Source organism: Gilliamella sp. (assembly GCF_024104075.1).
Taxonomy (GTDB): domain Bacteria; phylum Pseudomonadota; class Gammaproteobacteria; order Enterobacterales; family Orbaceae; genus Gilliamella; species Gilliamella bombi.
This window is the reverse complement of sequence record NZ_JAGGHR010000022.1, coordinates 26,005-34,785: the sequence shown is the minus strand read 5'-3', so window position 1 is coordinate 34,785 and position 8,781 is coordinate 26,005. Positions and strand designations below refer to the sequence as shown.

The window sequence follows — 8,781 nt, the reverse complement described above, 5'->3', positions numbered from 1 at the left end:
GTACTGGTGTTGAAATGTTCCGTAAATTGCTAGACGAAGGTCGTGCAGGTGAAAACGTTGGTGTATTACTACGTGGTACAAAACGTGAAGAAATCGAACGTGGTCAAGTACTTGCAAAACCAGGTTCAATCACTCCACATACTGATTTTGAATCAGAAGTGTATATTTTAAGTAAAGATGAAGGTGGTCGTCACACTCCATTCTTCAAAGGTTACCGTCCACAGTTCTACTTCCGTACAACTGACGTAACTGGTACTATCGAATTACCAGAAGGTGTAGAAATGGTAATGCCTGGAGATAACATCAAAATGACAGTATCATTAATTCACCCAATCGCAATGGCAGACGGCTTACGTTTTGCGATTCGTGAAGGTGGTCGTACTGTTGGTGCGGGTGTTGTTGCTAAAGTTATTAAGTAATCAAACTTACCGTAATAAAGAGCAACTATTGATGCTCTTTATAATCAGTAAAAAAGGTGCATTTAGGTGTGCCTTTTTTATTTTTTAATCAATAATTTCATATATACTTAAAGTTAACTAACCGCAGTAACCTTATATTTTCTACAGCATTATAAAACGTCAAGCCTCGAACATATTTCCGTTAAAAGAAAGCCTTTAGCCAATTATTCTAAATGTCTATTAATACTTTTACTATTAACAGTTATACATAAGGTTGTTATTAGTGAATTTAATTCATGATACTATCAATTAGAAACTTATTTATTTCAATAAATATAAGGGTTAGAATAATTTATCGAAAATATATTATTCGCTTATTGTTAGAAGGATAAAGTTTATTCAAATTAATTTTTACAAGGGAGGATTTTATGGAATATTTACAACTTGGCAACTCTGAGATTAAAGTGTCTCGTCTTTGTTTAGGATGTATGAGTTTTGGTGATCCTGCCAGTAAAATGCATGCATGGACACTTAATCCCGATCAAAGCGAAACAATTATTAAACATGCACTAGATTTAGGAATTAATTTTATTGACACTGCCAACACTTATTCTGCCGGTACAAGCGAAGAATATTTAGGACGGGCAATCAAAAAAAATATCGCTCGCGACAAAGTCATATTGGCAACAAAAGTCTATTTTAACGAAGGACACCTATCAAAAACCGCAATTGAAAGGGAAATAGACGGATCGCTTAAACGACTTGGCACTGACTATGTTGATTTATACATCATTCATCGCTTTGACGATACAACACCAATGGAAGAAACAATGCAAGCTTTACACAATCTTGTCAAGGCAGGAAAAGTCAGAGCTTTAGGAGCTTCTGCTATGTATGGATACCAATTTTATAACATGCAACTTGTGGCAAAGCAAAATGGTTGGACGCCTTTTATTTCTATGCAAAATCACTACAATTTACTATATCGTGAAGACGAACGTGAGCTTATTCCTATCTGCCAACAATTTAATGTCTCTTTAACACCCTATAGCCCTTTAGCCGCAGGCAGACTTGCTCGTTTAGAGTGGCAAGCCGACACCTTACGCAGCCAAACCGACCAAGTCGCCAAGTCTAAATATGACAGCACGCAAAAAGCCGATACCAGCATTGTACAAAAGGTTAATGAACTTGCCGAAAAATATGGGGTAACCATGACACAAATAGCACTAGCGTGGCAATTTGCTAAAGGAGTGACAGCACCAATTATTGGAGCGACTAAAACTAAATATCTTGATGATGCAGTTGGAGCTATTAAGGTTTCGTTATCGGAAGATGATATTGCTTATTTAGAAGAGCCGTATATACCGCATCGTATTGTTGGGGCGATTTGATTTGTGAAATAAGATGATTACGAAGAAGTTAGCAAACTTTTTAGCCATTTGATGAAATAAATAGCAGTATGATTTGGGGGGAATTTGTGCCTCCCTAATGTAGTAGTTAAGTTTTCTGACACAGCTAATTAGTTTTATTCCAACAATAAAAGAGGATATACCCATTCTCTTTTTAACGTATCAAGCAAGCATTTAAAAATAACCCCAATCAAAGCCCAAAAAATAACATAGATAGCCATTGTTTAGAATTCGTCTTGTTTTTTGATAAACCCGTACTTTGTTATTTCTGACTGGCAGAGTAAAAGTAACCTTTTTTAGAATTTAGATCCTCTTTTTAAGTAATTCAGTCTTTTTTTCATTTTTTTATTTTGATGATCTTGACAAAACCCACAAATAAGTTTGTGTATTTGCCTATTTTGAACAACTCTAATGAGTAAAAATAAGGTACATATAAAATAGACAAACAAAAATTGAGACAAATGGAAGCACAGTTAGCCAAAAGCATAAAAATATTATAAAAGAATTGAATTATAATAAACAATATAGTGGTGGAGCTGGCGGGAGTTGAACCCGCGTCCGAAATCTCTACATCCTCGGTACTACATGCGTAGTTTGTTTTTGAATTTCATCTACCCGCTGCGAACAAACACGCTACTGATAGACTAGCTTGATTAGGTTTAATGCTTCCACCCCAAGCAAGGCTTCCACACGATCTCGTTTGGGTTTGACTCCTCTTTATCCCCGTCCTACGAGCGGAGGCTAGGGAGAGAAGGCTCTATACAGGTTATTAAGCTGCTAGTGCGTAGTTTTCGTCGTTTGCGACTATTTTTTTGCGGTTTATTTACGAGGCCTACCGCACCTCGGCATGCACCTTGGGTTTCGCAAATCCCGTCGAATCCAGAATCAGCCCCAATTGTGAATTGTAACTAAAAACAATATTAGGGCATTATAGGTGAATTTAAAATGGAATACAAGTTAGTCAGCTTCAAGGTTGGTCTAGCTATCAGCAAATTTTTCATCTTTTAATGCTGCACATTATCAACAGCATATTTTTGCCTTCACATATCGCATTTCAGCCGTTGTAGAGCCGACTTGAGGTGATAATAAAACATTTTAAATGTTTGTCGTAAAAGGAGAATTGATAGGTAGTAGCTCAACTTCAAACGCATCAAGTCCTGTGGCTTTGCTCGTTTTATTTTTAGTACTTCAAGCGGTGCTTGTTGATCAACAATTTTTCACAGGCATCATTAATAAGTATTGCCGAAGGCTTCATTAAAGCTAATTTTTCTTTTGTGAATAGTTGAATAGTTTTTTTGGTTAATGGGAGAATGGTAACAACAAAATTGGCTTGTTCTAATACATCGCCTAAAATATATAATCATGCGGCTAAGTTAGCTGGTAAAGTAGCAGAACATAAATATTTTTCAGCTATGTCACTTAATATCAAAGTAATCATTAAATATTCCAATAAATATACATAGCCCAAATAACGCCTTATCATCAGCAGAATATTATGCGTTGACAACATAAAATAGCCATCAAAAAACAACCATAAAATGTAAATATTTTATTACAACATTTATTTGAATTGTTATCACACTTACTTTTTAAACCAAATTCATAATTAACTAACAATGATAAAAAAATTATAATTGAATAAATAATAAAAATTTCATTTACTATTGTGTAATTTTGTGTTTACATAATAACCGAACATGTAATTATTATTTTACATTTAAAAATATAAATGATTTTAACAAGGAAAATAAAATGTTAAAAGATGCTTTAAATAATGTTCGAATCCGAGACGAACATATGTTAATCACACCAGAAGAAATCAAACAGCTTTACCCTCTTTCTCATGATTTAGAAAACCAAATTGCCTTATCACGCCAAACTGTTGTGGATATTTTAGAGCGACGTGATCACCGCTTGCTTATTGTATGTGGTCCTTGCTCTATTCATGATCCTGTTGCAGCAATTGAGTATGCGCATAAATTAAAAAGACTATCGGACGAAGTTAAGGATCACTTATTTATTGTCATGCGTGTTTATTTTGAAAAACCAAGAACCACTGTTGGTTGGAAAGGTATGATTAACGATCCTCACATGGATAGCTCATTTGATATTGAGCATGGACTAAAAAAAGCCCGTAAATTACTGCTTGATATTACTCAAATTGGCTTGCCTATTGCAACTGAAGCACTAGATCCCAACACACCACAATACATTGGCGATTTAATTAGTTGGTCTGCAATCGGGGCAAGAACTACTGAATCACAAACGCATCGAGAAATGGCATCTGGCCTATCAATGCCTGTTGGTTTTAAAAATGGAACTGATGGCAGTTTAGATGTTGCAATTAATGCCATGAAATCAGCCTCTATGCCTCATCGTTTTGTAGGAATTAACCAAAAAGGACAAGTAACGGTTTTACAAACAACAGGCAATCCACACGGCCATGTTATTTTGCGTGGCGGTAAAACACCAAATTATGATGCTGAAAATGTTGCATTGTGCGAAACACAAATGAAAAAGGCAGGATTGTTACCTAACTTAATGGTTGACTGTAGCCATGCAAATTCAAATAAAGATTATCGAAATCAACCTATTGTTGCTAATTCCATTATCGAGCAAATAGAAAAAGGCAATAATTCGATTATTGGTGTAATGATTGAAAGTAACTTATTTGAAGGAAATCAGCCTTCCGAGCAACCACCAGAAAACTTTAAATATGGCGTATCTGTGACTGACGCATGTATTAACTGGGAAGAAACAGACGCACTATTACGAAAAATGGATTACATTTTAGCGCAGCCACTTATCGAAAGACAAAAGCACTCAGTTACTACTTAAACTACTCAATAAATAAACATATCGCCGACACCATTATCGGCGATCTTTGTTTTATTTAACCTAATTGCTTACGAGCATTACGGAATATTCTCATCCAAGGGCTATCTTCACCCCAGTTATCAGGATGCCATGAATTAGTTACCGTTCTAAATACCCGTTCTGGATGTGGCATCATAATAGTTGCCCGTCCATCTTGAGATGTCACTGCAGTAATACCGTTTGGCGAACCATTTGGATTAGCAGGGTATTGCTGCGTTACTTTGCCAAAATGGTCAATATAACGTACGGCAATTAATCCTGATGCTTCTAAACGGCTTAAATGAACATCATCACCCACTTCAACACGTCCTTCCCCGTGTGAAACAGCAATTGGCATATGCGAACCAGTCATATCAGTAAATAGCAACGACGGGCTTGATTGAATTTGCACTAAACTAAAACGAGCTTCAAAACGTTCTGACAAATTACGAACAAAACGAGGCCACAAACCCGCTCCCGGAATTAGATCCTTAAGATTCGACATCATCTGACAACCGTTACAAACCCCTAACGATAAAGTATCTTTGCGATGGAAGAATTGTTCAAATTCATCACGCACTTTTTCATTAAATAAAATAGATTTAGCCCAACCTTCACCTGCTCCTAAAACATCACCATAAGAGAAGCCACCACAAGCAACCAGTGTACTAAATTGACTAAGTGTAATTCGACCAGAAAGTAAATCTGTCATATGAACATCGATTGCCTCAAAGCCAGCTCTATCAAATGCTGCCGCCATTTCAACGTGTGAATTAACGCCTTGCTCACGTAAAACAGCGACTTTTGGTCTTGTTCCTTTAGCAATATAAGGTGCTGCAATATCGGCTTGCAGATCAAAAGTTAGGTGCACATTTAATCCTGGATCATCTTCATTTTGTTTAGCTTGATGTTCTTGATCTGCACATTGAGGATTATCACGTAAACGTTGCATTTGCCATGTCGTTTGCGCCCACCATGTTCTCAAGGTTAAGCGTGATTCACTGTATACCGTAGCCGAGTTATCACGTACAATAATTTGTTGACCAGTTTTAGCACTACCAAGAACATGAACTGCATGAGATAAGCCAAACTGCTTAAAGCAAGCCATCACATCATCTAAACGATTATTAGATACTTGAATAACCGCACCTAATTCTTCATTAAATAACGAAGCAATCACATCATGGCCTAACGAGGCAATATCTACATCAACACCACAATGTCCAGCAAAAGCCATTTCAGCCAATGTCACAAACAGTCCACCATCAGAACGATCATGATAAGCAAGCAAAGCATTTTGGCTTACTAAAGCCTGAATCGCATTATAAAAAGCAAGCAGCTCTTTAGGATCATGGACATCCGCTGTTTTTTGCCCTAAATGACGATACACTTGGGCTAGTGCGGTGGCACCTAGTGCTTGATGGCCTTTCGATAAATCAACCAACAATAATGTATTATCCTGATCAGTACGCAATTGTGGTGTCACTGTTTTACGCACATCTTCAACACGGGCAAATGCTGAAATCACCAATGATAATGGTGAAGTCATGGTTTGTTGCTCACCATCTTGTTGCCATGTCGTTTTCATGGACATCGAATCTTTACCAACAGGAATCGCAAGCCCTAAAGCTGGGCATAGCTCTTCACCAATAGCTTTAACAGCCTCATAAAGCCCAGCATCTTCGCCCGGATGTCCTGCCGCCGCCATCCAGTTAGCTGAAAGCTTAATCCGTTTGATATTACCAATATTGGTTGCGGCAATATTAGTAATTGCCTCGCCAACTGCAAGCCTTGCTGATGCAGCAAAATTAAGTAACGCAACTGGCGCACGCTCACCGATTGACATAGCCTCACCATAATAACTATCCAAACTTGCAGTAGTCACAGCACAATCAGCAACCGGTACTTGCCAAGGTCCGACCATTTGATCACGAGCAACCATACCCGTCACTGAACGATCGCCAATGGTAATTAAAAAGGTCTTTTCGGCAACGGTTGGCAAATGTAGAACACGTTTGACCGCATCATATAAATTAATTTCAGACGTTGAAAAATTATCACCATGTGCTTGATAAGTTTTAACATCACGTTGCATTTTAGGCGTTTTACCAAGTAGCACATCTAATGGCAAATCGATAGGATGATTATTAAAATGCTCATCATGCAAGGTAACCGCCTTATTGACGGTCGCCTCACCAATCACCGCATAAGGTGCACGCTCACGCTGACAAAGTTCAGCAAATAATGCCAATTTATCGGGATGAATCGCAAGCACATAACGCTCTTGCGATTCATTACACCAAACTTCTAGTGGTGACATACCTGGTTCATCGTTAAGTATTTTACGAAGCTCAAACTGACCGCCACACCCACCATCGCTAACAAGTTCAGGCATTGCATTAGACAAACCTCCAGCACCAACATCATGAATAAATAAGATAGGATTATCTTCACCAAGTTGCCAACAGCGATCGATAACTTCCTGACAACGGCGCTCCATTTCAGGATTATCACGCTGAACAGAAGCAAAATCCAAATCAGCATCAGACTGACCCGACGCCATAGACGAAGCCGCCCCACCACCTAAGCCAATATTCATAGCAGGGCCACCTAACACAATCAGTTTAGAGCCCGCTGGAAACTCACCTTTTTGGATATGTTCACGGCGAATATTACCCATACCACCAGCTAACATAATCGGTTTATGATAACCTCGAAGCTCCTCGCCATTATGGCTGTTAACCTTTTCTTCATAAGTACGGAAATACCCTAACAAAGCCGGACGACCAAATTCATTATTAAACGCCGCACCACCTAAAGGGCCATCCATCATAATATCAAAGGCGCTCACAATGCGATCAGGCTTACCAAAATTTTGCTCCCAAGGTTGTTCAAAATTAGGAATACGTAAATTAGAAACTGAAAACCCTACTAAACCGGCTTTAGGTTTAGCACCTCGACCAGTTGCCCCTTCATCACGAATCTCACCTCCACTGCCCGTTGCCGCACCCGGCCAAGGTGATATAGCTGTTGGATGATTATGTGTTTCAACTTTCATTAAAATATCTGCATATTCTTGATGATAGCAGTAGGTTTTATTCTCATTATCCGCAAAAAAGCGCCCAACGATTGAACCATCCATCACTGCGGCATTATCTTTATAAGCGGACGAAACATAATCAGGAGTGTGTTCAAAAGTATTTTTGATCATCTTAAACAGTGATTTAGGCTGCTTTACCCCATCAATAACCCAATCGGCATTAAAAATCTTGTGACGACAATGCTCAGAATTGGCTTGTGCAAACATATAAAGCTCAATATCAGTAGGATTACGATTTAGTTTTTTAAAGTTCTCAACTAAATAATCAATCTCATCAGATGCTAACGCCAAACCTAATTTAAGATTAGCCTCATCTAATGCCGCACGCCCCTGACCTAATAAATCAATGGTTGTAACTGGTGCAGGTGATTCAACATGAAATAACTGCTCGGCTTGATCAACATGGCTAAAGACCGCTTCCATCATGCGATCATGAATTAATGCTATAAAATCGTTTTTTTGCCAATCGGTTAATTCTGAACTTACTTGCACATAATAAGCAATCCCCCTCTCGATACGGCGAATCTGTGATAAACCGCAATTATGTACAATATCAGTTGCTTTTGATGACCAAGGCGAAATCGTTCCCACTCTTGGCGCCACTAAAAAGAGTTGCTTACTAGCCGTTTGTTTAACATTGATTTGTGCATTTTTTGGACCGTATTGTAATAATTTATCTAACGTTAACTGTTGTTCAGCCGTCAACTCGCCAACCAAATCAACAAAATGCAGATATTGGGCTTCAATATCGATAACAGGAATAGATTTTTCACAACAAGTAGATAATATTTTATTAATACGAAATGCAGATAAGGCCGAGCAACCAGCTAAAATTTTCATGAAAATTACTCTTTTTAAGCTAAAAATAGAGAAGAAATAAGACAATATTATAAAAGAAAGCGCACGATGTGGCTATATTAAATACAGTTAATCAAGAGATAGATAAAAAGTCTGTTTTTCAACCAAAAGAAATAACTAAAAAAGAAAAACAAAATCAATATGATAGAAAATTATTTTT

5 protein-coding genes and 1 other RNA gene are annotated in these 8,781 nt (G+C 37.8%); 3 read left to right on the top strand and 3 right to left on the bottom strand.

Annotated features, from left to right (window positions below):
• Positions 1-419 (top strand): EF-Tu/IF-2/RF-3 family GTPase (locus J6569_RS07870; RefSeq protein ID WP_366941250.1); only part of this gene is annotated, 419 nt, incomplete at its 5' end.
• Positions 420-826: 407 nt separating this feature from the next.
• The gene (locus tag J6569_RS07865; RefSeq protein WP_296300533.1) at positions 827-1,789 is read left to right on the top strand and encodes an aldo/keto reductase; all 963 of its coding nucleotides are present in this window, start codon (positions 827-829) and stop codon (positions 1,787-1,789) included.
• A gap of 546 nt (positions 1,790-2,335) precedes the next feature.
• Here the strand turns inward: J6569_RS07865 and ssrA are convergent.
• Both ssrA and J6569_RS11275 read right to left on the bottom strand, forming a co-directional pair.
• Positions 2,336-2,700: a transfer-messenger RNA gene (gene ssrA, locus J6569_RS07860) on the bottom strand.
• A 287-nt stretch (positions 2,701-2,987) separates the two neighbouring features.
• Positions 2,988-3,161: an NAD(P)-dependent oxidoreductase gene (locus tag J6569_RS11275; RefSeq protein ID WP_174799363.1), complete on the bottom strand. Its 174-nt coding sequence runs from the start codon at positions 3,159-3,161 to the stop codon at positions 2,988-2,990.
• A gap of 398 nt (positions 3,162-3,559) precedes the next feature.
• On the opposite strand from J6569_RS11275, the gene J6569_RS07855 reads away from it, so the two are divergent.
• On the top strand, positions 3,560-4,645 hold the full coding sequence (locus tag J6569_RS07855; protein WP_296318186.1) for a 3-deoxy-7-phosphoheptulonate synthase: 1,086 nt from the start codon (positions 3,560-3,562) through the stop codon (positions 4,643-4,645).
• A 55-nt stretch (positions 4,646-4,700) separates the two neighbouring features.
• On the opposite strand, the gene purL is transcribed toward J6569_RS07855, so the two are convergent.
• On the bottom strand, positions 4,701-8,603 hold the full coding sequence (gene purL / locus J6569_RS07850) for a phosphoribosylformylglycinamidine synthase (protein ID WP_296318185.1): 3,903 nt from the start codon (positions 8,601-8,603) through the stop codon (positions 4,701-4,703).
• Positions 8,604-8,781 lie beyond the last annotated feature (178 nt).

Coding starts and splice junctions, on each gene's coding strand:
- J6569_RS07855 (WP_296318186.1), top strand. CDS start 3,560: ATGTTAAAAGATGCTTTAAATAATGTTCGAATCCGAGACGAACATATG.
- J6569_RS07865 (WP_296300533.1), top strand. CDS start 827: ATGGAATATTTACAACTTGGCAACTCTGAGATTAAAGTGTCTCGTCTT.
- purL (WP_296318185.1), bottom strand. CDS start 8,603: ATGAAAATTTTAGCTGGTTGCTCGGCCTTATCTGCATTTCGTATTAAT.